General features: G+C 73.9%; 22 protein-coding genes. 9 read left to right on the forward strand and 13 right to left on the reverse strand.

Annotated features, from left to right (window positions below; all coding sequences use genetic code 11):
* Positions 1-699: 699 nt before the first annotated feature.
* Genes ACPPVO_RS14005 through ACPPVO_RS14025 form a run of 5 tightly spaced genes read left to right on the forward strand, consistent with a single transcriptional unit; the run spans position 700 to position 4,790 of the window.
* Positions 700-1,605: a methyltransferase domain-containing protein gene (locus ACPPVO_RS14005; protein WP_360376649.1), complete on the forward strand. Its 906-nt coding sequence runs from the start codon at positions 700-702 to the stop codon at positions 1,603-1,605.
* Between the two features lie 3 nt (positions 1,606-1,608).
* The gene (locus ACPPVO_RS14010) at positions 1,609-1,887 is read left to right on the forward strand and encodes a hypothetical protein (protein WP_426511633.1); all 279 of its coding nucleotides are present in this window, start codon (positions 1,609-1,611) and stop codon (positions 1,885-1,887) included.
* The gene (locus tag ACPPVO_RS14015; RefSeq protein WP_426511634.1) at positions 1,884-3,053 is read left to right on the forward strand and encodes a glycosyltransferase; all 1,170 of its coding nucleotides are present in this window, start codon (positions 1,884-1,886) and stop codon (positions 3,051-3,053) included. Before ACPPVO_RS14010 ends, ACPPVO_RS14015 begins: the two co-directional genes overlap by 4 nt.
* Entirely contained in the window at positions 3,050-3,805 is a 756-nt protein-coding gene (locus ACPPVO_RS14020; protein ID WP_360376641.1) for an ABC transporter permease, read from the forward strand. Before ACPPVO_RS14015 ends, ACPPVO_RS14020 begins: the two co-directional genes overlap by 4 nt.
* A gap of 31 nt (positions 3,806-3,836) precedes the next feature.
* Positions 3,837-4,790 carry an ATP-binding cassette domain-containing protein gene (locus ACPPVO_RS14025; protein WP_360376638.1) on the forward strand — a complete coding sequence of 318 codons (954 nt, stop codon included), beginning with the start codon at positions 3,837-3,839 and terminating at the stop codon, positions 4,788-4,790.
* Here ACPPVO_RS14025 and ACPPVO_RS14030 read toward each other — a convergent pair.
* Positions 4,759-6,015: a condensation domain-containing protein gene (locus ACPPVO_RS14030; RefSeq protein ID WP_426511635.1), complete on the reverse strand. Its 1,257-nt coding sequence runs from the start codon at positions 6,013-6,015 to the stop codon at positions 4,759-4,761. The genes ACPPVO_RS14025 and ACPPVO_RS14030 overlap by 32 nt on opposite strands.
* A gap of 544 nt (positions 6,016-6,559) precedes the next feature.
* Here ACPPVO_RS14030 and ACPPVO_RS14035 point away from each other — a divergent pair.
* Entirely contained in the window at positions 6,560-7,852 is a 1,293-nt protein-coding gene (locus ACPPVO_RS14035) for a condensation domain-containing protein (RefSeq protein ID WP_426511636.1), read from the forward strand.
* Here the strand turns inward: ACPPVO_RS14035 and ACPPVO_RS14040 are convergent.
* From ACPPVO_RS14040 to ACPPVO_RS14080, 9 genes are all read right to left on the reverse strand, one after another.
* Positions 7,839-9,230 (reverse strand): FAD-binding oxidoreductase, encoded by a 1,392-nt coding sequence (locus ACPPVO_RS14040; protein WP_426511637.1) that lies wholly within the window; start codon positions 9,228-9,230, stop codon positions 7,839-7,841. The genes ACPPVO_RS14035 and ACPPVO_RS14040 overlap by 14 nt on opposite strands.
* Positions 9,231-9,293: 63 nt before the next feature.
* Complete coding sequence (locus ACPPVO_RS14045; protein WP_426511638.1) at positions 9,294-10,079, reverse strand: aldo/keto reductase; 786 nt, start codon at positions 10,077-10,079, stop codon at positions 9,294-9,296.
* A 27-nt stretch (positions 10,080-10,106) separates the two neighbouring features.
* Complete coding sequence (locus ACPPVO_RS14050) at positions 10,107-10,691, reverse strand: HD domain-containing protein (protein WP_426511639.1); 585 nt, start codon at positions 10,689-10,691, stop codon at positions 10,107-10,109.
* 20 nt (positions 10,692-10,711) lie between these two features.
* A complete protein-coding gene (locus ACPPVO_RS14055; RefSeq protein ID WP_426511640.1) occupies positions 10,712-11,347 on the reverse strand; it encodes a hypothetical protein in 636 nt (211 codons plus the stop codon).
* A 134-nt stretch (positions 11,348-11,481) separates the two neighbouring features.
* Entirely contained in the window at positions 11,482-11,823 is a 342-nt protein-coding gene (locus tag ACPPVO_RS14060) for a hypothetical protein (RefSeq protein ID WP_426511641.1), read from the reverse strand.
* 77 nt (positions 11,824-11,900) lie between these two features.
* Positions 11,901-13,907, reverse strand: a complete 2,007-nt coding sequence (locus ACPPVO_RS14065; RefSeq protein WP_426511642.1) for an SIR2 family protein — start codon at positions 13,905-13,907, stop codon at positions 11,901-11,903.
* Between the two features lie 17 nt (positions 13,908-13,924).
* A complete protein-coding gene (locus tag ACPPVO_RS14070) occupies positions 13,925-15,193 on the reverse strand; it encodes a YqgE/AlgH family protein (protein ID WP_426511643.1) in 1,269 nt (422 codons plus the stop codon).
* Positions 15,194-15,206: 13 nt separating this feature from the next.
* Complete coding sequence (locus ACPPVO_RS14075) at positions 15,207-15,563, reverse strand: effector-associated constant component EACC1 (protein ID WP_360376613.1); 357 nt, start codon at positions 15,561-15,563, stop codon at positions 15,207-15,209.
* A gap of 72 nt (positions 15,564-15,635) precedes the next feature.
* On the reverse strand, positions 15,636-17,108 hold the full coding sequence (locus tag ACPPVO_RS14080; RefSeq protein WP_426511644.1) for a CHAD domain-containing protein: 1,473 nt from the start codon (positions 17,106-17,108) through the stop codon (positions 15,636-15,638).
* 60 nt (positions 17,109-17,168) lie between these two features.
* Between ACPPVO_RS14080 and ACPPVO_RS14085 the strand changes: the two genes are divergently transcribed.
* From ACPPVO_RS14085 to ACPPVO_RS14095, 3 genes are read left to right on the forward strand one after another with little or no spacing between them, the layout of a single operon-like run.
* A complete protein-coding gene (locus tag ACPPVO_RS14085) occupies positions 17,169-17,354 on the forward strand; it encodes a hypothetical protein (RefSeq protein WP_426511645.1) in 186 nt (61 codons plus the stop codon).
* A gap of 20 nt (positions 17,355-17,374) precedes the next feature.
* Entirely contained in the window at positions 17,375-19,432 is a 2,058-nt protein-coding gene (locus tag ACPPVO_RS14090; protein ID WP_426511646.1) for an alkaline phosphatase family protein, read from the forward strand.
* A gap of 8 nt (positions 19,433-19,440) precedes the next feature.
* A complete protein-coding gene (locus ACPPVO_RS14095; protein WP_426511647.1) occupies positions 19,441-20,220 on the forward strand; it encodes a class I SAM-dependent methyltransferase in 780 nt (259 codons plus the stop codon).
* On the opposite strand, the gene ACPPVO_RS14100 is transcribed toward ACPPVO_RS14095, so the two are convergent.
* Genes ACPPVO_RS14100 through ACPPVO_RS14110 form a run of 3 tightly spaced genes read right to left on the reverse strand, consistent with a single transcriptional unit; the run spans position 20,210 to position 23,000 of the window.
* Positions 20,210-20,815 carry a DedA family protein gene (locus tag ACPPVO_RS14100; protein ID WP_426511648.1) on the reverse strand — a complete coding sequence of 202 codons (606 nt, stop codon included), beginning with the start codon at positions 20,813-20,815 and terminating at the stop codon, positions 20,210-20,212. The genes ACPPVO_RS14095 and ACPPVO_RS14100 overlap by 11 nt on opposite strands.
* On the reverse strand, positions 20,812-21,558 hold the full coding sequence (locus tag ACPPVO_RS14105) for an MBL fold metallo-hydrolase (RefSeq protein ID WP_426511650.1): 747 nt from the start codon (positions 21,556-21,558) through the stop codon (positions 20,812-20,814). Before ACPPVO_RS14105 ends, ACPPVO_RS14100 begins: the two co-directional genes overlap by 4 nt.
* A gap of 20 nt (positions 21,559-21,578) precedes the next feature.
* Complete coding sequence (locus ACPPVO_RS14110; protein WP_426511651.1) at positions 21,579-23,000, reverse strand: MFS transporter; 1,422 nt, start codon at positions 22,998-23,000, stop codon at positions 21,579-21,581.
* Between the last annotated feature and the right edge of the window lie 81 nt (positions 23,001-23,081).

Genomic DNA, 23,081 nt, shown 5'->3' on the forward strand with positions numbered 1-23,081 from the left:
CCTTCTTCGTCATTTCGGCACGGCGATCCGGCGGCCGGAGGCGCCGCGATTCGCCGCGAACGGGCGGGCGGCGCGCCGGGGCCGCTGAGGCACTCCGCGCGCAGGGTGAAGCGGCTGACCGGGCCGGACCGCATTGGCCGCCGGCCAGCGTGCACACCCCCGGATGAACACACTGCGAGAAGGTCGGGGGCAAGTGGCGCCTGACGTCCGTCACCGTTGTCCGGACTCAAGTGCCCGCCGCATTGCGCAAGGAATTGGGCACCCCGACTTACGGATAGACCTTACGCAATCGAAGTCGTTTTACAAGAGTGCGCAGCCTGAGCATGTGACGGGATGTCCGTTCTGTCACACCCGATCCCGGGAAAACTCGTTTGGATCGATACGAACGCCATTTCGGCAGCTCCGCTGGTCAGGATCGGTGGCGGCCTCATGCGACCCGTGCTCAATCGGACATTAGCCCGCATGTTCACCCGCTTCGGGTCGAGCCGAGGTGTTTCGCCAGCAATTGTGGCGCCGGCCGCGGGGGCATTCACGGATATATGGCCTGTACAGGTATTCGCCCGGGCCGAGTACAACGGCTGGTGGAAGTTACACGGTCATTGACAAGCGACATCGTCACGTTCATACAATGGCCGGGCTCGCGCCGCTTTGGGTTTCGGGCTCTCTTTCCCGGTACAGTTGTTTCGGAGATTTGCGACTGTGAAAGCCGAAATCGGATCCGCATACCCGTCCGCCCCCGCCGGACCCGGGCTCAACGCCGCGGTCGAGCGCTATTACGACACCACCCTCGACCTGTACGAGGACCTGTGGGGCGAGCATGTCCACCACGGTTTCTGGGACGCGGGCGAGCGCCCCGGCAGCGACGACGAGCGCCACGCCGCCACCGACCGCCTGGTCCGCGAGCTCGTCGCGTTCGCCGGCATCCCGGCCGGCGCGCGGGTGCTCGACGTCGGCTGCGGCATCGGCGGCCCGGCGCTGCACCTGGCCGGCCCGCACGGCTGCGCCGTCGAGGGCGTCACGCTCAGCGCCGCGCAGGCGGCCCGGGCCAACGAGAAGGCGGCCGCGGCCGGGCTGGGGGAGCGGGCCCGCTTCCACCAGCGCGACGCGCTCGACAACGGCTACCCCGACGCGTCCTTCGACGCGCTGTGGGCCGTGGAGAGCCTCATGCACATCGCGGACCGCGCGGCCTTCTTCGCCGAGGCGATGCGGCTGCTGCGCCCGGGCGGCATCCTGGCCATCGCCACCTGGTCGGTGCGCGACGGAGAGCTGAGCCCCGAGGAGCACCGCGTCGTCGACCAGATCCTGCGCCACCAGGTGATGCCGAGCTTCTCCTCGCTGGAGGAGCACGAGCGCCTGGCCCGCGCGGCCGGCTTCGCCGAGGTGTCCTCGGTGGACTGGAGCGCGAACGTCGCTAACTCGTGGGAGCCGACCTTCGCGCAGGTGCGGGAGCTGGACAACGGCCGCGCCCTGATGCGCGACCTGGCCCGCGACCGGGGCGTCGACGTGCTCGGCTTCTTCTACGCCGGGCCGCTGATGCTCAAGGGCTTCAGCACCGGCGCCGTGACCTACGGGGCCGTCCGCGCGACGAAGCCGGCCGGGGACTGAGCCGTGCCGACGCCGACGCAGCTCGCGGTCACGCGGTTGCTGCGCGAGGTCACCGGGGAGGACGAGGCGTGGGCGGCCGCGATCGGCCCCGCGACCCGGCTCGACGGCGACCTGTTCCTGGACAGTCTCGAGCTGGCCGCGCTCGCCGGGCGGCTGACCGCCGCCTACGGGGCCGCCGTCGATCTGGCCGGGTACGTCGCCGGGCTGGAGCTGGAGGCGCTGCTCACCCTGAGCGTGGCCGACGTCGTGTCCTATGTGGACAGCACCCGCGGTACGACATGAAGCGTTTCCTGTTCTTGTCCCTGCCGTTGTTCGGGCACGTCCACCCGATGGCGGCGGTCGCGGCCGCCCTGACCCGGCGCGGCCACGAGGTGCTGTGGGCCGGTTCGGAGTCGTTCCTGCGCCCGCTGGCCGGCGCGGACGCCCGCATCCACCCGATCCCGCTGCGCGCGCACCGCGGCCAGGCCGAGCGCGGCCTCGACGCGACCCGCTCGCGGTGGGAGGGCTACATCGTCCCGCACGCGAAGGTCACCCGGAAGGGCGTCGAGGCGGCGATCGCGGCGTTCCGGCCCGACGTGCTCGTCGTCGACCAGCACGCGATCGCGGGCGCCATCGCCGCCCACGCGCACGGGCTGCCCTGGGTGTCCGTCGCGCCGACCACCATGGAGCTCACCCGCCCGTTCCGCCGCGGCCTGCCCCGCGTCGAGGACTGGATCCTCGGGCAGATCGCCGCGGCCTGGACCGCCGCCGGGCGGCCCGGGGAGCCGCCGCACGACCTGCGCTTCTCCCCGCACGGCACGATCGCGTTCACGGCGGGCGCCCTCGCCGGCGACCCGGCCCACCGGCCGTCCGATGTGGAGCTCGTCGGGCCGGCCCTGGCCGCTCGGGCGCCGGACCCGGACTTCCCGGACGACTGGCTCGACCCCGGCCGCCGGCACGTGCTGGTCACCGTGGGCACCCTGTCGATGGACCTGGCCAAGGACTTCTACCGCCGCGTCGCCGAGGCCCTGGCCCCACTGGGCGACCGGCTCCAGGCGATCGTGGTGGCGCCCGACGGCTCGCTCGGGACGACCGCCGGCCACGTGCTCGTCCGCCGCCGCGTGCCCGTGCTCGACCTGCTGCCGCGCCTGCACGCCGTCGTCTCGCACGGCGGGCTCAACACGGTGTCCGAGGCGCTCGTGCACGGCGTACCGCTCGTCGTCGCGCCGATCAAGGGCGATCAGGCGCTCAACGCCGAGGCGGTCCGCTCGGCCGGCGCCGGCGTGCGGGTCTCCTTCGACCACGTCCGGCCCGAGGCGCTGCGCGAACACCTGCTGCGCCTGCTCGACGAGCCGGCCTTCGCCGCGGCCGCGCGGGCGGAGGGCGACCGGCTGCTGGCCGGCGGAGGCGCCGGGGCCGCGGCCGACATCCTCGCGGCACATCCAACGATTGAGGCGGTTTCCCCGTGAAAGTACTGCGCGACACCTGGCTCATCTTCCAGCGCCACATGCTGCTCATGGTCCGCTCGCCGCTGTGGGTCTTCCTCGGCATCGCGCAGCCGGTGGTGTACCTCATCCTGTTCGCCCCGCTGCTCAAGCCGGCCCTGGGCGCCTCCACGATGCTCGACGCCTACCGCGTGTACGTGCCCGGCATGCTCGTCGCGCTGGCCATCGGCGGCGGCCTGTACGTCGGCTTCGGCCTGCTCGGCGACCTCGCCAACGGCACCATCGAGCGGTCCCGGGTGACAAGCATCAGCCGGGTCGCGCTGCTGCTCGGCCGGGCGCTGCGCGACGTCGTCACGGTGCTCGTGCAGTCGCTCATCATCACGCTGCTGTCGCTGCCGTTCGGGCTGATCCTCAACCTGGGCAACATCCTGCTCGGCTACGGCATCCTGGCGCTGATCAGCCTCGCGGCCGCCGCGATCTCCTACGGCATCGCCATCAAGGTGAACAACCCCAACGTGCTCGGCCAGGTCATCAACAACGTGGCCCAGCCGCTGATGCTGCTGTCCGGCACGCTGCTGCCGCTCGCCCTCGCGCCGCTGTGGCTGCGCACGGTCGCCGACTACAACCCGTTCAACTGGGCCGTGACCGGCATGCGCGCCCTCTACGCCGGGCACCCCGGTGACACCCACGTCTGGGGCTCCCTCGTCTTCTGCGGCGCGCTCGTCGTCGCCGCGGTCGCGTGGTCGGCCAGCCTCTTCGCGCGCTCGGTCAAGTAGCGCCCGGTCAAGTAGGAGTAGGGAGACTGCGATGATCAAGACCAAGGGCCTCAAGAAGTCCTACAAGACCAAGGCGAAGCGGCAGGTCACCGAGGTGGAGGCGGTCAAGGGCATCGACCTCGACGTCGCCGAGGGCGAGATCTTCGGCTTCCTCGGCCCCAACGGCGCCGGGAAGACCACGACCCTGCGGATGCTCGCCACGCTGATCCCGCCCGACGACGGCGAGGCCACCATCGCCGGCGCGAACCTGCGCTCCGAGCAGGGCGCGGTCCGCCGCGCGATCGGCTTCGTCGCGCAGGGCGGCAGCACCGCCGACGACGTGACCGCGCGGGAGGAGCTGATCCTGCAGGCGCGGATGTACGGCATGGGCCGCGCCGAGGCCACCACGCGCGCCGCCGAGGTCATCGAGTCGTTCGAGCTGAGCGACTTCGCCGACCGCAAGTGCAAGACCTACTCCGGCGGGCAGCGGCGCCGTCTCGACATCGCGCTCGGCGTCATCCACCGCCCGCAGGTGCTCTTCCTCGACGAGCCGACCACGGGCCTGGACCCGCAGAGCCGCGCCCACATGTGGGACGAGGTGCGCCGCCTGCGCGCCGAGGGCATGACGGTCTTCATCACGACCCACTACCTCGACGAGGCCGACGCGCTCTGCGACCGCATCGCCATCATCGACCACGGCGAGATCGTGGCGGAGGGTACGCCGGACGCGCTCAAGCGCGAGATCTCCGGCGACGTGGTGACCGTCGGCGGCTTCGCCTCGGCCGAGGACGCGGCCGGCGTCCTCAAGGGCCAGCCGTTCGCCCGGGACGTGGAGGTCCGCGACGACGGCGAGCTGCGCCTGACCGTCGAGTCCGGCGACACCGCGATCCCGCAGATCATGCGGACCCTCGAGGCGGCCGGGCTCTCGCTGACGACGATCGAGCTGCACCGCCCGACCCTCGACGACGTGTTCCTCACCAAGACGGGCCGCTCGCTGCGGGACTGAGCGCGTGCAGCTCCGCGGTCACCCGGTCCACGAAGGTCCGGACGCGGGGGCCGTCCCAGCCGGGGCGGCCCACCCGCAGGTCGAGCTCCAGCGACGTCAGGCCCCGGGCGATGACGTAGAAGCCGGGGCCGGTGGCCCGGGCGGGCTCGTAGTACTCCACGGCGGGGGGCGCCGCCCGGTCGGCCGACGGGAAGCCGGGCGGCGTGAGCATCGGGTTGTAGTGGTAACCGAGGTCGACGTCCGGCTGCTCGGCGCGGGCCGCCGCGGCGGCGGCGGGGGAGTACACGCCGTGCTTGAGGGCCCCGAAATGCTTCCAGTGCACCCGCTCCGCGACCGTCGCCAGCGGCTCCGCGGGCTTGGACGTCCCGGCGTCCAGCAGCAGCGGCACCCACTGGTTCAGGCTGGTCACCATGGCCGCCTGGGTGTCGTCGTACCGGTTGTTCGACATCGAGAACATCAGGTGCACGGTCTCGTCGCCGGCCGCGCAGAGCGCCCGGTGGTAGACGGCGAGCAGCACGCTGGACAGGCTCACCCCGGTCGTGGCGGCCATGGCGTGCGCCTGGGGCATCGGGATGCCGGTGCGCAGGGTGGCGCCGATGCGCTCGTTGCCGCCCGCACCCTCGGCGCTCCTCACCCGGGGCGCGGCGGCCAGGGTCCGGCGCCAGTGGCGCTCCGCGGTGCGCAGCCGCCCGCCGTCCGCGCCCTGCTGGGCCAGGGCCAGCTCCCGCGGGCCCGGGGCGGCCGGCAGCTCCTCGCCGGCGAGCAGCCGCAGGAAGTCGTCGCGCATGATGAGGCCCGCGACCCCGTCGGCGGCCATGTGGTGCAGGGTGACCACGAGCGCCGCCGGGCGCCCGGCGTCGAGCAGCAGCAGCGCCCGCCAGGGCAGCTCGGTGCGCACGTCGATGGCGGTGTGCAGCTCGCGCCGCTCGGCCTCGGCCCGCTCGGCCGCGTCCGCGGTGCCCTGCCGCACCTGCTCGTGCACCGCCGCGGTGTCCTCGCTCGGCCACTGCCGGGGGAGCCCGTTCTCGTCGACGACGTACCGGGTGCGCAGCGAGCCGTGCCGGCGGGCCAGCCGGGCCAGGGCGTCCCACACCGGTTGCTCGGCCGCGCCGTCCGGGAGGTCCCAGGTGAACTGCAGGTTGGCCTCCCACCGGCGCTCGGCCGGGATGCGCACGAGGTCGTGCCAGACCGACAGCTGCCCGACGGTCGCCGGATACGTCTCCACGCCGTGTCCTTCCAGAATAGATGGGCGGCCCGAATATTCGGGCCGCCCGCCGGATCAGCCCGAGATGCTCCGGCCGGAAACGTTCTTGCGGCCCGACACGTTCGCCATGGTGGCACCTCCTCGCATTGTCGTTCGCGGATGACCAGGACAGCATCATCGCAGCTCAAGCGCCATGTCAATGCTGTTCATTCGTGGTGGTTCGACTCGTTGCGGGTATTTTTCCCAGGGCAAAGAACGGTTCATTCGGGTCCAAACGGACAACCCTTTTTCCAACCCTCATTTGCGTAGACGGATGCCAATGGATATTGGGCTACGCGGGAATGCGAAACGGGCGGCCCGCGCTGGGACCGCCCGTTCGTCCGCCGCTCGAGGGAGCGCGGGGATGCGTTGCAGTTACGGCTTTCCGGCCGGCGGCCGGTCCGAACCGCGCTCGGCCGGGGCCTTGCGCGCCCGGCTGCCGGGCCGTTCGGGTTGAGCATCGTCCCGCCCCGGCAAGGGTGTCAACCTCGGCTTTTTCAGTTAACTCTCGACCTGGAGGTCCATTGTGGACAGCGAGCGGGTGGCGGTGCCCTTCCGCGGGGCCGGCGGCGGTGAGGGCCCGCTGACATGGGGTCAGCGCGAGATCTGGCAGACGATGCGGCGCACCGGTCGCACCCTGAACGTCGGCGGGACGATCCCGGTGCCGGCGACGGCGACGGCGACGGTGGAGCAGTACGAGAGCCTGCTGTCGTACGTCGTGAGCCGCCACGAGGCCCTGCGCACCCGGTTCGCGCTCGACGCCGCGGGCGACCCGGTGCGCCAGGTCGTCGACGCGGCCGGCACCGTGCACCTCGACGTCGCCGAGGGGCACACGGACGCCGACGCCGAGGCGCTGCGCCGGCACTACGAGTTCACGCCGTTCGACCTCGCGCGGGAGTACCCGGTGCGGATGGGCGTGGTCGCGCGCGCCGGACGGCCGTCGCACCTCGTCGTGCAGTACAGCCACCTGGCCGTGGACGGGTTCGGCATCGACGCGATCGTGCGGGACCTGGTCCACCGGGACGCCGCCGACCCGCCGCCGGTGTCGGGGCTGCGGCCGCTGGAACTCGCGGCGCAGCAGGGCTCGCCGGCCGGGCAGCGGCAGAGCGCGAAGGCGCTGCGGCACTGGAAGGGTCTGCTCGCCGGGGTGCCGGTCGCGCGCCTGGCCGGCTCGGACGATCCGCGGACGCCGCGCTTCCGGGAGTACACCTTCCGGTCCCCGGCCTTGCATCTGGCGCTCGGCGCGGTCGCCGCGCGCACCCGGGCCGAGACCGGGCACGTGCTGCTGGCCGCCTATGCCGTCGCCCTCGAGCGCGTGACCGGCCTGCGCCCCGTCGTCGTGCAGGTGCTGGTGAGCAACCGGTTCCGCCCCGGCTGTGCCGACGCCGTGTGCCACCTGACCCAGCCCGGCCTCGTCGTCATCGACCCGTCGCCGCCCTTCGACGACCTCGTGGCGCGCGTGTGGAGGTCGGCCACGGCGGCGTACCTGCACGGCTACTACGACCCGTCCGGCCACGCCGAGATGCTGGCCTCGCTCGGCGGCCCGGTCGACCTCTCCTGCTTCGTCAACGACCGCCGGGCCCCCGCCCCGCGGCCGGGCGCGGTCCCGGGCGCCGCCGCGGTCCGGTCCCTGCTGCCGCGGACGACCGGGCGGTGGGAGCGCGAGCTGCCGGCCTACGACGGCTCCCTCTACGTGCAGGCCGACACCGAGGGTGACGCGGTCCAGCTGGGCATCTGGGCCGACACCCACGCCATCGCGCCGGCCGACGTCGAGCGCTTCAGCCTGGCCCTGCAGGACGCGGCCGTCACGGCAGTCTGATCGACTGCGGGTGGTGGAAGACGTCCCGCGGGTCGTACGCGGCCTTGACCGACTGCAGGCGCGGGTAGTTGGCGCCGTAGTAGGCCGCGGGCCAGTCCTCCAGGTCGCGGTCGGCGTAGTTCTGGTACACCTCCCCGGTCAGGTGGGGCCGCAACGCCCGGGCGAACCCGTCGATCCACGCGACGTTCGCGGCCGTCTCCTCGTCGCCCGGCCACTGCGCGATCACCGAGACGTAGTGCAGCGCCCGGCGATGCACGAACGCGGTGGCATCGGCCGGCACCCGCGCGACGGCCCCGCCCGCGAGCAGGTCGAAGCGCACCATGGAGAACCCGGACGGCGCGCTGCGGAAGCCCTCGGTCAGCACCTCGAAGGCGGCCTCGTCGAACCCCTCGTCGCCGAAGTACCCGCCGAGCCACTTCGACTGCAGCCCGTACACGATCTCCTCGCCCATGCCGGTCATCAGGTCGAGGTAGTCCGTCTCGCCGATGGAGCTGAAGAGCGGCTCGCCGAGCGCGTGCACGGGGGCGAAGGCGGCCTCGGCCTCGGCGGGCGGGCCGACGTACATGCCGTACATCGCGATGACGGGCTCGCCGTCCGGGTACGGCTCGGTCGTCAGCAGCAGGCAGAGCGCGAGCTTCTCGTCGGCGCGGTCCCGGTAGAGGTCGCGGTAGGCGGCGAAGACCTCGCGGGCCCGGGCCAGCGGCCACGCGATGACGCCGCCGACGACGGTCTTGGGCAGCGGGTTGAGCCGGTACGTCAGGCTCGTCACGACCCCGAACCCGGCCCCGCCGGCGCCGCGGAGCGCCCAGAACAGGTCGGGGTGCTCGGTGCCCTTCAGCGTCTCCCCGTCCGCATCGACGAGCTCGACCTCCACGAGATGGTCGCAGCCGAGCCCGTACGTGCGCCCGAGCGGCCCGTACCCGCCGCCGAGGCTGTACCCGGCGTTGCTCACCGTGGGGCACTCGCCGCCGGGCCCGGCGAGCCCGTACTCGAGCCCGTCGGCGCCGGTCTCGCTGTGCCCCGCGTAGGTGACCCGGTCGATCTCGCGCCATCCGACGCCGGGCCCGACCGTGACCGTCCGGCCCTCGGGGTCGAAGTCGATCGCGCCCATCCCCCCGACGTCGACGACGACGCCACCCTCCACAAGGGACAGCCCGCCGGCGTGGTGGCCGCCGCCGCGCACGGCGATCGGCAGGCCGTTGTCCCGCGCGAACCGGACGGCGGCGGCGACGTCGGCGGCGTCGGCGCAGCGGGCGATGAGCGCGGGCCGGGTCCGGATGCGGGTGTTGAACAGCACCCGGGCCCCTTCGTACGCGGGGTCGTAGGGCGTGAGGAGCTCGCCGTGAAAGCCCGCCAGGGGCGTTAGGTCCAAGCGCACGGGGGAGATCTTGTCATCGGCCCGGATCGACGGCAACCGCCGGACGGGCCGGGGCGCGGTCGGCTATGTGGTCGCCAGGGGCGCGTCCCGGTTCGTCATGGCCTCCTGAGCCTCGGGGTAAGGGGCTCCGACGATGCTGATCTGATCGGCCGCGGCCCGCAGTTCGGCCAGCCGGCCGGCGGTGAGCTCCACCGATGCGGCGGCCGTGTTCTCCTCCAGCCGGGGCCGGCTCTTGGTGCCGGGGATGGGCACGATCCAGGGGTGCTGGTTCAGCAGCCAGGCCAGCGCCAGCTGGGCCGGGGTGGCGCCGGCCTCGGCGGCGAGCCGGTTGAGGGCGTCGACCAGGGCGAGGTTGGCGGCCAGGGCCTCACCCTGGAAGCGTGGCGTCCGGCCGCGGAAGTCGCCGTCGGCGAACGTGGTCGTGGCATCGATCGTGCCGGTCAGGAAGCCCTTGCCCAGCGGGCTGTACGGCACCAGGCCGATGCCCAGCTCGGCCAGGACGGGAATCGTGTCCTGCTCGCGGTCACGCCACCACATCGAGTACCCGCTCTGCACCGCCGCGACCGGCAGCACCGCGTGCGCCCGGCGGACCGTGGCGGCGGCGGCCTCCGACAGGCCGAAGTGCAGCACCTTTCCGGCCTCCACCAGTTCCCCGACGGTGCCGGCGACGTCCTCGATCGGCACCTCGGGATCGACCCGGTGCTGGTAGTGCAGGTCGATGTGGTCGGTGCGGAGCCGGCGCAGGGAGTGCTCCACCGCCCGCCGGATGCTGTCCGGGCGGCTGCAGAGCCCGCCCGGCTCCGCCCCGTTCTCGGCGAAGGCGAACCCGAACTTGGTGGCGATCCTCACCTGGTCCCGCAGCGGTTCCAGAACCCCTCACGGCGGCTCGGGACTGCCCGCCGCGGTGTCGAACTCGGCGACCAGGCGGCGCAGGCGGGACACCACCGGCCGGTCGCCGAGCTTACGCTCCAGGACGCCCAGCACCTCGCGGTAGTTCCACAGCAGCTCGCCGGCGGTGCGGGCGCTGTGGTCGAACAGCGACGGGCCGAAGCGGTGCAGATCGTCCACAAGGGACTGCAGGCTGCACACCTTGTCGGCCGCGATGACGAGCAGCGACTCGAGGCCGGCCTCCGAGCTCATGCGGCCCAGGTGCTCGCGCTTGCGCTCCCACCACGTCAGGCTCCGCCGCTCGGTGGCGTCGGCGTCGGTGCAGTCGTGGACGATGCGGTACACCTCGTCGCCGAACTCCGCCCGCAGCGCGCCGCGGCCGGTGGGCTGGTCCTCGAGCACGTCGTGCAGCAGGGCGCCGATCGCCGCGGTCTCGCCGCCGCCCTCCTCCAGCACGATCGCGCACGTGGCCAGCAGGTGCGAGACGTACGGCGTGCCGGTGTTGTGGCGCACCTGGCCGCCGTGGCGGCGGGCGGCGTACGCCAGCGCCTCCTCGAACCGTGGCGACAGCACCCGGCGCTCCTTCGGCAGGACTACGCGATCATCTCGGCGATGCTCTCCAGCTGGCGTACCACCTCGGCCCGGTCCAGGCGCCGGCCCAGCTGCACGCCGCCGCGCGGGGGCGGCTCGTCCGGGCGGTAGTACACCTGGGACCGGCGCTTCTCCCGGGGGCCGCGCAGCACCAGCGTCGCGCACGGCTGGGTGCGGTCGGTCACCGCCTGGTGGACGATGGCCGACGTCGTCTCGTAGTGGCCCCGCAGCGGCGCCCGCTCCACGGTGCGAAAGGGCTGGAGGCCGACATTTCCGGTGAAGGAGACGTACGCGATGCGGCCGCCGGCGTACGGGCGGTAGGCGAAGCGGCGCCAGGCGGGGGCGGCCTCGAGCTCGGCGAGCTCGATGAAGCGCTGGCGGCCGCCCAGGAGGATCGAGCTGAAGGGGAAGCGGTGGTCGTGCGGGCGGGAGACGTGCTCGCGCTCGGCCCGGTCGGCGGCCCAGTAGTGCAGGGTGAGGCGGCTGCCGTCGGCGTACTCGGCGGCAACGATCTTCGTGAAGCCGTTGACGTGGCGGTACGGCCGGCCGGCCGGTTCGCGTCCGGCGCGGACCTCGGCGGTCAGCCGCTCGAGTAACTCGCCGACGTCGAGGCGCTGGAGGAGCAACGTGTTACCCACGGCGCGTCCTTAGGTCGCGGTGAAGCTGATACCTGCAGCCTGGCACAAAGCGGAAATTTCGGATGCGGGAACGAACGAGACCCACTCCGAGATCAGGTATACAGCGTCATCCGCGCCGCCCGGACGCCGGGGCGTCAGCGCCTCGTGAAGCGTTCGGCGGCGTCGATCACGCGCTTCAGGGTGTCGCCGGTCGCCTCGCGCAGCAGGCGCGCCGGGGAGCGGCCCGCGATGCCCGCGGCCCCCACCTCGCGCAGCCAGCCGGCCGCCGCGCCGAGCCGGTTCGCCCGCGCGAAGGCGTCGGCCACCTCGACCGCGCCCTGGATGCGGGCGCCGAACTCCGCCCAGCGGCCCCGGTCGTCCCGCCACCGGTGGAACTCGTTCACCGTGGCGGCGCCCGCAATGTACGCCGTCAGTTCTTCGCCGAGTAACGAAACGCAGCGATCAATCCCGCTCGCCGACAGGACCCCCACCGTCATGCCCCAAACGCTACCTGCACAACGCCAGGTCAGCGACCCTACGAAGGGCCCCCTGACATAACCGGCATATCGGATGACTAGCCGAGATAGAAGGACGAGACGTCCTCGGCGAGCAGGTCCAGCACCGGCACGCCCGCCGAGAGGGCCGCCGCGAACGCCGACCAGGAGTCCAGGTTGTAGCCGCCCGCCTCCGGGAACGAGGAGCCCGTCAGGTACCGCGGCAGGAGGAACGCGTTCTGCACGAGCCAGTGCACGTAGCCGCCCTCCGAGCCCCACCCCGGCAGCCCGCGCGTGGAGGACAGGTAGGCCCGCAGCTCCTCCGGCGAGGTCCACCGCACCATGCGCGACTCGTTCGTGAGGTGCTTGATGTACGGGTTGTACAGCAGCGTCCCGCCCAGGCCGAAGTGCTCCCGGAACTGCTCCCACAGCAGCCGCTCGTCGCTGCCCGCGTAGGCCATCACCCCCGCCGCCGGCTCGTTCTCCAGCAGGTGGTGCAGGTAGGACCAGGTGGTCAGCGGGGTCAGCAGGCGGTTGGCGTCCTTGCTCAGCAGCGTCTGCACGATCGCGCCCGCGTTGCGCTCCAGGTCGTGCAGGGCCAGGTGCGGTACGACCTTGATCGCGGCCAGCACGCTGTACAGCGACGGGTTGCGCTCGCCGTAGAAGACGCGCGCCACCGACCACGGGTCCGTCGGGCGCTCCAGGGACGCCGACGCCGTGGCCACGTAGTCCTGCAGCGAGACCACCTGCGGCTCGGCGGCCGGGTCCACGCGGCGCATCCAGCGCGTCAGGTCGGCCGCGAACGCGGCGCTGAGCTCCTCGCGCCCCGTGATGCCGAAGTCGTCGAGGCACACGACCACGCGCACGCCGCGCGCGCTCAGCGCCGCGGCGGTCAGGGACTGCACGGCGTTGATGAGCGACGCCCGGGCGCGCAGCCGGACCGGCCAGAAGAGCAGCCGCGGGCGCTGCGGGTCGGCGGCCCAGTCCACGCCCCAGCCGTAGCGCCGTTCGAGCTGGCGCAGCAGGGGGAGTACACCTTCCGGGGCGGTGTTGCCGGGCTGGGAGAACAGCTCGCGCTCCCACTCCAGGTGGCGGACCCGGCGCCGGGGGTCGACGCGGGGGCCGGCGGGCGGCACCTCGAGCCGATCGGCGAGGCCGGTGAACAGGTCGTCGCCGTGGATGTCGGTGAAGAACTCGACAAGCCCGGCCAGGCGGTCGGGCAGCAGCAGCGGGGCCGCGTCGTGCAGCGCCCACAGCACCCGGACCGGCCGCGACGCGGCGACGGCCCGCAGGGCGCCGGTGACGACGTCGTCCCAGCCGCTGTACCCCACCACGAGCACGAGATCCCCGGTGACCAGCTCCGCGAGGGCCCGCGAGTGGGCCTCGGACGCGGTGGCGTCGGGCGCCGGGTCGTGCAGCAGCGGCGAGCGCACCTCCTCGCTGACCGGGCGCCAGAACCCGTGGAGGTGGAACACCTGCACCGCACCCTCGCCCTCGGGGCGGCGGTCCGGGCGGCCGTCGGGCGCGACCGGCACGCTGACCGCCTGCCGGCCGGTCTGGCGGACCGCCACCTCGAAGAGCGGGTCGAAGTTCGTGGTGAGCACGCTGTTGCCGAACTCGTCGGGGCGCCCGGCCAGCAGCCGCCCGACCGCGCGGACCCCGGCCGGCAGCTCCCACCAGTCCAGGCTGTTCTCGACCCGCTCGCCGAGGCGCAGGTCGACGCGCTGCCAGATGCCGTGCGTGGCCAGCGGCGAGGAGTTGAGGTCGGGCGCCCGGTAGCCGGCAAGCACCGCCTGCTGGGCCACGACGTCGAACTCGCCGGAGGAGCGGCGGGCGGTGAAGACGCGGCGGTACGCGAGGTAGACGTCGATCGGCAGCGCGTGCGGGTCGAGCCCCTCCCGCGCCTGCCGCAGCGCCTGGGTGAGCTCGCCGTCGTCGCCCAGGCCGGCCGCGTAGCGGTCCGCGAGCTCGACGAGCTCCTCCAGGCCCGGCACGGCCGGCATCGTCATCCCGGCGCCGAGGATGAGCGTCACCGTCCCGCCGTGGCGGATCGCCGACACGACCTCGTCGATGAGCCTCAGCTCCATGCTCACCTTCCTGGGCTCTACTCGCCCGCGGCCCGGGCGTGCAGGGTCGTCCACAGGTCCCGCGGCCGGCTCGACAGCGCCTCGCGCACGTCGGCGTCGCTGAGCAGCAGCAGGCCCCCGTCGATGTCGGCCTCCAGCTGGTCGGGGCCCCAGCCGAGGTAGCCGGAGAACAGCCGCAGCCCGGCGATCACCGGCGCCAGCGGCTGCGGGTCGGCGGACAGGGCGATCACGCCGAGGCGGTCGCGGATGGGGCGCCACCGCAGCGGCGGCTCGACGTCGGGGCGCAGCCGGGCGACGGCGATGAAGCCCTCGTACCGGCTCAGCGGCCCGGCGTCGAAGAGCACCGCCGGCGTGGTCAGCAGCCGCCGCCAGCCCTGCGGGATGTCGACCGGCAGCGGGTCGGTGGTGGGCCGGTTGATCCGCACGCCGACGGCGCCCCGGGACCGGTCGTGGCGCAGGATCAGCACCGCGGCCTGGCGCAGGTCGCGGTCCTCGACGGCGGCGGTGGCGACCACGATCCGCCCGACGAGGTCGCGGTGGTGGCGGGCGCCGTTCATCACGAAGGGCAGCTCGTCCCCGGCCGAGCGGAGCTCCGGCAGCTCGAAGCCGCGCTCGCGCAGCCGCAGCGTCACCTCCCGCCACACGGTGCGCACGTCGAGCACGGCCGGGCGGTCGGGCAGCCCGCCGCGCAGCACCCGCAGCAGCTCGCCGGTGAAGGCGGTGTACGGCTCGCCGGGCGGGGCCTGGGCGGTGCGGTTGCGGGGCGCGGAGACCAGCAGGCAGGTGTCGTCGGTGCCGGCCTGGTCCGCGACCGCCTGGCTGCCCGACTCCCCGCCCGCGAGGTGGCCCACGGCGCGCCCGGCGTAGCAGCAGTCGAGGATCACCAGGCGGCGGCGGGCCCGGCTGCCGGCGACCGCGCGGCGGATCAGCTCGAAGGGAAGACCGGCCTCGTACGGTACCGCCGGGTCCGTGTCCCGGAGCCCCAGCACCAGACTGCCGTCGATGGGGTCGACCAGCCCGTGGCCGGCGAAGTAGACGAACAGCATCCCCTCGGGGGCGGTGTCCTCGGCGGCCCGGCGCAGCACCCGGGACACCTCGCGGGCGTCGTCGGGGTCGTGCAGCACCGTGCAGTGCTCGGGGGCCAGCCCCCACAGGTCGGGGTCCTGGAGCACCCCGGCGAGCCCGTTGAGGTTCCTCGTGATCGCCGCCACCTCGGGCAGCGCCGCGTACCGCGCCCCGCCGACGAGCACGGCCCGCGAGACGCGCGGGTCAGCCAGTTCCGCCACCGTCCGGCCCGGCTCAGCCGTCGAGCGCCCGCGCCGCGGCGGCGACGGCCGCCGGGTCGGAGGACTCGATGCGCACCGACCGCCCGTCGGGGTCGATGCGGGTCAGCACGATCGCCGGGGCCACGGGCCGGGTCCGCCGCCAGTTCGACACCGCGAGCAGCAACTGCCCGACCGACAGCCCGGTGCCGAGCACCAGGCTGATGATCTCCACGGCGGCGGAGAGCTCGCCGGGGACCGTCGCGGTCGACAGCCCGATCTCGGACTGCACGATGCCGGGCTCGCCGACCAGCCACCGCTGGAGGTTGAGCAGCTCGTCGACGTCGGGCGTGGGACCGTCCCCGAAGGGCTCGAGGTGGATCTGCAGCTGCACTGGTCAACCCGGGGTGAGAGGGATGCGGACTTCGAACCTTATCGAACCCACGCACCCCGTGTCACCCGGTGCTCACCCGTACAGGGCCCGCGCCGCCTTCCGGACCTTGCGGCGGGCCTTGGGCACGTCCTGCAGCGAGCGCCGGCCGTGCTCGTCGGCGCGGGCGTGCAGCAGCCCGTAGGTGAACGCGTTCTCGCCGGCGCCGTACGCGGCGATGCCGTACTGCCGCAGCAGCTCGCCGGTCACCAGCGCGTCCTGGTGGTTGCCGAGCGCGTCCTGCAGGTCGGTGACCCGCTCGGCCAGGCGCGTGGCGGCGCTGCCGCCCAGGGGCGCGACCAGCTCGGCGGCGTACCGGGCCCGCTTGTAGGACTTGCGCGCCTCGTGCATCCGCTCGTCGGTCTCGGCCCCGGCCAGGCGGGCGTCGGCGCGCTGCAGGGCCTTGCGCGCGCGGCGCATGAGGCGCCGGCGGGAGATGCGCTCCGGCCGGGCCGTGCGCAGGACCAGCGAGTCGATCTCGTTGAGCAGGTCGGTGTACCGCCGGCTGTCCAGCCCCGCGGTGAGCGCCCGGCGGCCCTCGGCGGCCCGCGCGGCGAGCAGCGAGGTGATGCGGGCCGCGACCGGGCCGAGGACGAGCTCGACCGGCTCGGCGTGCACGAGGCCGGCCAGGCGCTCGCTCATCACGTCGCAGTCGCGGACCTCGCCGAGCAGCCCGGTGACCCACTTGACCTCGCCGTGCAGGCGGTCGAGGTCGCCGTCGAGCAGCGGGGCGAACGAGCGCAGGGTGGAGCGCAGGCGGCGGGTCGCCACCCGCATCTTGTGCACGGCCTCGGCGTCGCCCTCGCGCACGTGGGGGTCCTGCTCGATCAGGGCGTCGCGCTGGGCGGCGAGGTAGGCGGCCAGGGCCCGGCGGGCCTTGGGGCCGCGCAGCCGAGCGCCGATCGGCTGCGGGTAGTCGGGGCCGAGGGCCTGGGCGAGCTTCGAGGGGCTCTTGGCCGGGCGGGCGCCGGCCTTGCGCAGCGCCGCGTCGAGGCGCTCGAGGGCCTCGGGGTCGCCGTCGACGAGCTCGATCTCCAGCTCGTGCCAGCGGCGGGCGCTGCCGCCGTTGCGCAGGGACTCGGTGCTCACGCGGTCGTCGGCGAGCAGTGCGACGGTGTTGCCGTCGGCGCCCCGCAGCGCGCGCTCGACGCGGTGGGTGCGGATGCGCGCGACGGGGGCGAGCTCGGCGCCGCGGGTGAGCGCACGGACCTGGTCGGCCACGGCGCTGGGTGGGGTGCGCTGGCGGTTGTTGGCGGGCAGCTGCAGCTCGCTGCGCTCGCCGCCGGCGGGGCGCTTGAGGTGCCACCCGGCGTCGTTGCCGCCGGTGCGCCGGCGCAGCGTGACCCGGCCCCGCGCCAGGTGCAGCCCCTCGGTGTCGTAGTAGACGGCGTCCAGCTGCTGGTCGTCGGGTTCGCCGACGGAGGTGACGCCGCCGACCCCGGTGAGATCCGGCAGGGCGAAACCGTCCGGCAGCTCGTACTTGCGTTCAACTTCAAGCTTTCCGGCCATGCGTCCCATTGTCGCAGTGAACGGCCCACCTCGCGAAGATGAACGTGGGATAAACAGGAGGTGCACCCCGACTTGCTGGCGCTCCTCGACGCGCACCTGGCCGAGCTCACCGCCCTGCGTCACGTCCTCGCCGCGCCGCGCCCGGTGCACCCCGGCGAGCGCTGGGCGGCGGCCCGGGAGAGCACCCGCAGCGCCGGCCGGTATGTGCAGGCGGTCACCGAGCTGATGGATCCCGCGCCGGTGTAGAAGCCCGTAATCTTGGCGCCGTGGGGGTCGTCGCTCAGCGTGTTCGCTTCGCACTGCGGCTGCTGCGCGACTGGCGCCTGACCGTCGCGTGGGGCAAGTCGCTGCTGCGCTCCGGCGTGACGAGCTTCGTCGTCCTCGCCGTCACCTTCTGGGCGCTGCCCGGCGTGCGCGCCAGCGGCGGCCCGGCGGCCCTGGTCGAGCTCACCGTGCTGCTCGCCGCCATCGGCACCCTCATGCGCCTGGCGCTGCTGGGCGTGGCCGTGCTCGTCGGCGGCGTCGGGGTGCTCGCCGTCGGCGTGATCATCCAGGCCGTGGTCATGTTCACCGCGCTGCACCTCGCCAAGGGGGTGAGCGTCGACTCGTTCGCCGACGCCTGGATCGCCAGCTGGCTGGCGGCCGTGCTGACCGCGCTCGTCAACTGGCTGGCCGACGCCGGCAGCGAGGACGTCTTCCTCGGCCAGGCGCTGCGGCAGATGGCCCGCCGGCACCGGGGCCCGCCGGCGGCCGAGCCGGGGGTGCTCATCGTGCAGCTCGACGGGCTCTCCGCGCCGCTGCTGTCGTGGGCGGTGAAGGCCGGCAACCTGCCCAACCTCGGCAAGTGGCTGCGCACCGGCACCCACGCGATGCGCGCCTGGCACACCGGCATGCCGGCCACCACCCCGGCCAGCCAGGCGGGCATCATGCACGGCGACTTCGGGCAGATCCCGGCGTTCCGGTGGTACGAGAAGGACGGCGCCCGGCTCGTGGTGACCAACCGCCCCCGCGACGCCGCCGACGTCGAGGCCCGCATCTCCACCGGCCGCGGCCTGCTCGCCGACGACGGGGTCAGCATCAGCAACGTCTTCTCCGGCGACGCGCCGACGAGCCTGCTCACCTTCAGCAACGCCGCGCTGCCCGGCCGGTCGGCGCGCGGCTACCTCGCCTTCGTCGCCAGCCCCTACGGCTTCGCGCGGGCGCTCGTGCTCTCCGTCGGCGAGATGCTCAAGGAGATCCAGCAGGCGCGCCGGCAGCGGTTCCGCAACGTGTACCCGCGGGTGCCGCGCACGGCCGCGTACGTCGCGCTGCGCGCGGTCACCAACGTGCTGCTGCGCGACCTGAACGTCTCGCTCATCGCCGAGCAGATGAGCCGGGGCGCCCCGGTCGTCTACTGCGACTTCGTCGACTACGACGAGGTCGCCCACCACGCCGGGCCGCTGCGCCCGGAGGCCCTGCAGACGCTGGAGGGGCTCGACCGGGTGCTGGGCACGCTGCACAAGCTCGCCCGGGTCGCGGCCCGCGACTACCGCATCGTCGTACTCTCCGACCACGGGCAGAGCCAGGGGGCCACCTTCAGCCAGCGGTACGGCGTGACGCTCGAGCAGCTCGTCGGCGACCTCGCGGGCAACGGCTCCGAGCCGATGAGCGGCGGCCCCGACGACGAGGACTGGGGCCGGGCCAACGCCCTGCTCGCCGGCGTGTCGCACCAGACCCGCTCGTGCGGCCCGGTGACCGTCGGCCCGCGCGGCGAGGTGATCACGATCGCGTCCGGGAACCTGGCCATGCTGTACCTCACCGGCGTCCCCGGCCGCGCCGACCTGGACGCGGTCGAGGCGCTGCGCCCCGGCCTGGTCGACGGGCTGGCCAAGCACCCGGGCATCGGGCTCGTCGTCGCCGCGGCCGCGGACGGCCCGGTGGCGATCGGCCCGGCCGGCCGGCACCACCTGCGCGACGGGCGCGTCGAGGGCGACGACCCGCTGCTGCCCTACGGCCCGGCCGCGGCCGCGGACCTGCTCGAGCACCAGGGCATGGCCCACGTCGGCGACCTGGTGGTGGTGAGCCGGGTCGACGCGGGCACCGAGGAGGTCGCCGCGTTCGAGGAGCTGGTCGGCTCGCACGGCGGCATCGGCGGCTGGCAGACCGAGGCGATCCTGGTGCACCCGGCCGAGTGGCCGATGCCCGCGGCCGAGCTGCGCGGCCCGGTCGCGGTGCACGAGCGGCTGGTGGCCTGGCTCGACGAGCTCGGGCTGCGCGCGCCGCCGCCCGAAACCCCGTTGCGGGACAAGGATCTTCCCTTGTCCGCAAGAGTTCGAGGTGTTTAGATCGACGCATGTCTGAGGCCGCGTTACGCCCCTGGAACTGGGAAGACCCGCAGGAGCTGGCCGCCACGGTCGACTCGTTCACCGACGACCTGGCCCGCGTCGAGAAGCTCGCCCCCGAGCTCGAGGCCGAGGTGCTCGACCGCTCGCACCTCGACCGGCTGGGCCTGACCGGCATCGAGTTCGCCGCGTTCAAGACGAGCCACCCGCAGGGGCTGGGCACCGACCTCGTCTCGCTCACCGCGGCCGACGGCACGAAGACCGGGCCCGGCCAGGTGTACCGCGTGGACGGCAGCGCGTACTTCGCCGAGATGGACATCACCGGCCCGCTGCCGGTCGCCGACGACACCGTGGACTGGGTCTACGCCGAGCACCTGATCGAGCACGTGACCCTGCGGGCCGGGATCGCCTGGCTGAGCGAGGTCCGGCGGATCCTGCGCCCCGGCGGCCTGCTGCGGATCACCACGCCCGACCTGAAGGTGTACGCCGAGAGCTACGTCAGCCACGACGGCTTCTTCGGCAAGCACCGCCGGCGCATGAACCGGGCCCTGACCGGGGTCGCGCCCGCCATGCCCGCGCGCGGGGCGTTCATGTTCAACCAGCTGTTCTACGTGTACGGCCACCGCTGGCTCTACGACCTCGAGGAGCTGCGCTACGCGCTGACGGCGGCCGGCTTCGGCGAGGACGCGATCGCGGTGCGCGCCTACCGCGAGGGCGCCCGCCCGGACGTGGCCGACCTCGACCAGGTGCTGCGCAACGACGAGACGATCTACGTGGAGGCTACGGCGTGACCTGCGCCCCGGAGTCCTTGCCGGCGCGGGCCTGACGGCGCTTCTCCACCCGGCCCGCGACCTGCCCGGCGACGAGCACGACGACGATCGCGCAGACCACGCCCTGCCACGGCTGCGGGAAGACGTTGCGGCTGAGCAGGCCGATCGCCGAGTAGGTGGCCGACCACAGCAGGCACGCGGCGACGTTGGAGACGATGAAGGTACGCCACGACAGCCCGACGATCGCGGCCGTGAGCAGCACCGGGATCCGGCCGCCGGGCACCAGCCGCGACACGAGCAGCGCGGTCACCGGCCGCCGGCGCAGCCGCTCCCGCACCGTCCCGGCGAGCTTCCACGGCTGGCGCAGCAGCCGCAGCCGCCGGGTGAGCGCCTCCCCGCCGGCGCGGCAGATGGCGAAGGTGACGGCGTCGCCGAGGTAGGCCCCCAGGCCGCCGGCCGCGATCACGACCGGCACGGCGAGGGGGCTGTAGTGCGCGCCCAGCACCGCCGTCGCGCTCACCGCGGCCCCGGTCGGCAGGACCGGGAGGATCGACCCGGCCGCCACGATTCCGAACATGATCGCCACCGCGGCGGCCAGGCCCCCGAGCGTGATCACGAAACGGTCAGGCTCTCGCCGGGCGCGAGCACGCGCACGTCGGTGCGCGGGGCGGTGCCCCGGGTGGCCTCCGCGAACTCGTCGCCGGGGCGGTGGAAACGGTCGGGCCGCACCCGCCCGCAGCCGATCGGCCACAGCGTGCCCCAGTGGATCGGCACCGCCTGGCCGGGCTCGACCAGCCGCATCGCCTCGGCGGCGCGGCCCGGGTCGAGGTGGCCGGGGCCGAGGGTCCAGCCCCAGCCCCAGACCGGTACCAGCGCCAGATCCACCGGGCCGAGCTCCTTCATCTCGTCGAAGAGCCCGGTGTCGCCGCCGAACCAGGCCGAGCGGTCGCCGCTGACCACGTAGCCCAGGGCCACCGCCCGGATGCGCGACTTCGGCGTCCGGCCGCCGTCGTGCGCGGCCGGCACCGCCCGCACGGTCACGTCGCCGACCTTGGTCTCCTGCCCGGCCCGCAGCTCGACGAAGTCGCGCTCGCCGAGCCGGGAGCGCAGGAACGCCGCCGCCCCGTGCGGCACGATCAGCCGCGTGGACGGCGGCAGCGGCCGCAGGGACGGCAGGTCGCAGTGGTCGGAGTGCAGGTGGGACACGACGACCGCGTCGGGGGCCCGGTCCAGCCGCGGCCGGGGCCCCCGCCGGCGGTGCAGGTGCGCCAGGCGGTCGCGCAGCACCGGATCGGTCAGGATCGTGACTCCGCGCTCGCGGATGGCCACGGTCGCGTGCCCCCACCAGGTGACGTCCATCCCGCCATTATGGGCGCGATCTACACCGATTCACCGACGACCGGGTTCTCCGCGGCCTTCGGGGCGGCCGGGGCCTCCCAGGCCGGGCGGCCCGTGCGCACCACGAGGAGCACGAGGACCGCGGCGGCCAGGGCCACGAAGCCGGCCACGGCGACCACGTGGTTCACGGCGTCGGTCGGGGCGTGCCGGCCCGCGAGCCGGTGGGCGAAGATCGAGCCGAACACGGCCACGCCCAGGGCGAAGCCGAGCTGGCGGAACGTGTTCACCGCGCCGCCGGCCATGCCGCTGCGCTCGTTCGGCACCGCGGCCAGGGCGGCCGAGGCCATCGTCGGCAGCACCGCGGCCACGCCGAGCCCGACCACGATCAGGCCGGGGATGAGCGCGGCCCCGGTCGAGGCCGGCGTGAGCCGGGCCTGCAGCAGGGCGCCCGCGCCGATCAGCAGCAGGCCGGTGCCGATGCTCCAGCGCGGGGGTACCCGCTGCAGGAACCGGCCGCCGAACGCCGCGGCGACGAACGCGGCCGCGCTCATCGGCAGGGCGCCGAGCAGGCCGGCGTCGACCGGGCCCTTGCCGAGGAACTGCTGCAGCCAGACCGTGGTGAACGGCAGGTACGCGAAGGCGGAGGCCTGGGCGAGTACCGCCGCCACCATCAGGGCGCTGAAGGACGGCCGGCCGAACAGGCGCAGGTCCAGCATCGGGTGGTCGGTGCGCCGCTCGACCACGATGAACGCGACCAGGGCCAGGGCGGCGAGGGCGAAGGCGGCCAGGGTGCTCGGCGCGGCCCAGCCGGCGTCGCCGCCGCGGATCAGGGCGAACGTGACGGCCGCGGCGCTGAGCGTGAAGGTGACGGTGCCGGCGAGGTCCAGCTTGTTGCCGGTGCTCGCGCGCCCGTGGGACTCGGTGACGCCGCGCAGGGTGAACCAGATCGCGACCAGGCTGACCGGGAGGTTGACGAGGAAGATCCAGCGCCAGCCCAGGTGCTCGGTGAGCAGCCCGCCGGCGATCGGCCCGGCCGCGGCGGCGGCGCCGTTGACCGCGCCCCAGACCCCGAAGGCCACGCCGCGGTCCTTGCCGGAGTAGGCGACGCTGAGGATGGCGACGGTGGTGGCGAACATCGCGGCGCCGCCGAGGCCCTGCAGGAACCGGGCCGCGATCAGCAGGCCCGCGTTGGGGGCGACCGCGCACAGCAGCGAGGCGGCCGCGAACAGGACGGTGCCGCCGAGGTACACCTTCCGGCGCCCGTGCCGGTCGGCCAGCGCGCCCGAGGCGAGCAGGACGGCGGCGAGCGCGAGGGCGTACCCGTCGAGCACCCACTGGAGCCCGCCGAGCGTGGCCCCGAGGTCGCGGGCCACGGCGGGCAGCGCGACGGTCACGATCGTGACGTCGACGAGCAGCATGAACGTGCCGATGGAGACGGCGGTGAGAGCAGACCACTTGTGCATGCCGACGAATGTGCGGTGCGCGCCGCTTTGCCGGTAGGTTTCCGGCCCTTCGCGGCGGATTCCGACCTGAGCTACCGTGAG

Source organism: Dactylosporangium sp. McL0621, assembly GCF_049995355.1.
Lineage (GTDB): Bacteria > Actinomycetota > Actinomycetes > Mycobacteriales > Micromonosporaceae > Dactylosporangium.

Excerpts from the sequence above, each read along its gene's own strand:
- ACPPVO_RS14015 (WP_426511634.1), top strand. The coding sequence starts at position 1,884 with ATGAAGCGTTTCCTGTTCTTGTCCCTGCCGTTGTTCGGGCACGTCCAC.
- ACPPVO_RS14025 (WP_360376638.1), top strand. The coding sequence starts at position 3,837 with ATGATCAAGACCAAGGGCCTCAAGAAGTCCTACAAGACCAAGGCGAAG.
- ACPPVO_RS14060 (WP_426511641.1), bottom strand. The coding sequence starts at position 11,823 with ATGACGGTGGGGGTCCTGTCGGCGAGCGGGATTGATCGCTGCGTTTCG.
- ACPPVO_RS14065 (WP_426511642.1), bottom strand. The coding sequence starts at position 13,907 with ATGGAGCTGAGGCTCATCGACGAGGTCGTGTCGGCGATCCGCCACGGC.
- ACPPVO_RS14080 (WP_426511644.1), bottom strand. The coding sequence starts at position 17,108 with ATGGCCGGAAAGCTTGAAGTTGAACGCAAGTACGAGCTGCCGGACGGT.
- ACPPVO_RS14095 (WP_426511647.1), top strand. The coding sequence starts at position 19,441 with ATGTCTGAGGCCGCGTTACGCCCCTGGAACTGGGAAGACCCGCAGGAG.
- ACPPVO_RS14105 (WP_426511650.1), bottom strand. The coding sequence starts at position 21,558 with ATGGACGTCACCTGGTGGGGGCACGCGACCGTGGCCATCCGCGAGCGC.
- ACPPVO_RS14110 (WP_426511651.1), bottom strand. The coding sequence starts at position 23,000 with ATGCACAAGTGGTCTGCTCTCACCGCCGTCTCCATCGGCACGTTCATG.